Source organism: Arthrobacter sp. HMWF013, assembly GCF_003061105.1.
In the GTDB taxonomy this organism is placed as follows: Bacteria; Actinomycetota; Actinomycetes; order Actinomycetales; family Micrococcaceae; genus Arthrobacter.
In genome coordinates this window covers 4,013-4,652 of record NZ_QAIQ01000617.1, presented here as the reverse complement: position 1 = coordinate 4,652, position 640 = coordinate 4,013, and the positions used below count along the sequence as shown (strand labels likewise).

General features: G+C 67.3%; 2 protein-coding genes. One reads left to right on the top strand and one right to left on the bottom strand.

The features are described from left to right. Position 1: 1 nt before the first annotated feature. Entirely contained in the window at positions 2 to 145 is a 144-nt protein-coding gene (locus tag DBR22_RS20625; protein ID WP_375135003.1) for a YdeI/OmpD-associated family protein, read from the top strand. Between the two features lie 35 nt (positions 146 to 180). Here the strand turns inward: DBR22_RS20625 and DBR22_RS24900 are convergent. Further along, a partial coding sequence (locus DBR22_RS24900; RefSeq protein ID WP_258229352.1) for a TOBE domain-containing protein occupies positions 181 to 640 on the bottom strand: 460 nt, incomplete at its 5' end.

Genomic DNA, 640 nt, shown 5'->3' with positions numbered 1-640 from the left:
GGTGAACCGGTACGCACTGATCTACCGGACGAACACCGCCAAGCGGCCGGAGACCCGGGCAGCGCGGATAGCTTCCTTTGTGGAGATGCTGGCACGCGGCGAGACGCTGTATCCGCAGAAAAGGAAGCCTGCGGCGGACCACTGAGGTTGGTGACCGACTAAGTCACCGTAGGGACAAGGTCAGGCAACGGCGGGATCGAAGGGAAATGCCACGCCTTCGCCCACCACCCGGAGGCACAGTTCCATTCCCGGCCTCGCGATCGACGCGTTCCAGTGCCGGATGGTGATGATTTCGCCGCCGCCGGGGTAGCGGTGATCGGCGCCGCTGGCCAGCTCAGGGGGCACGGCGAGTTTCAGCCGCACCGTGGTTTCCGGGCCGAAGTAGTCGGTGTCCACCACCACGCCGCGGATGGGGCCGTCCTCGGCGATGCGGATCTGCTCGGGCCGGAGCATGAGCTGCACCAGGCCCTGGGCCGGCGGGCGGCGGACGGGGATGCCGCCCAGGGAGCAGGTGGCAAGCGTGCCTTCCATCCAGGCATCCAGGATGACGGCATCGCCCAGGAATTCGGCGGTTTCACGGTCTGCGGGCTTGGTGTAGACCACGAACGGGTTGCCGATCTGGGCCAGCTTGCCGCCACGC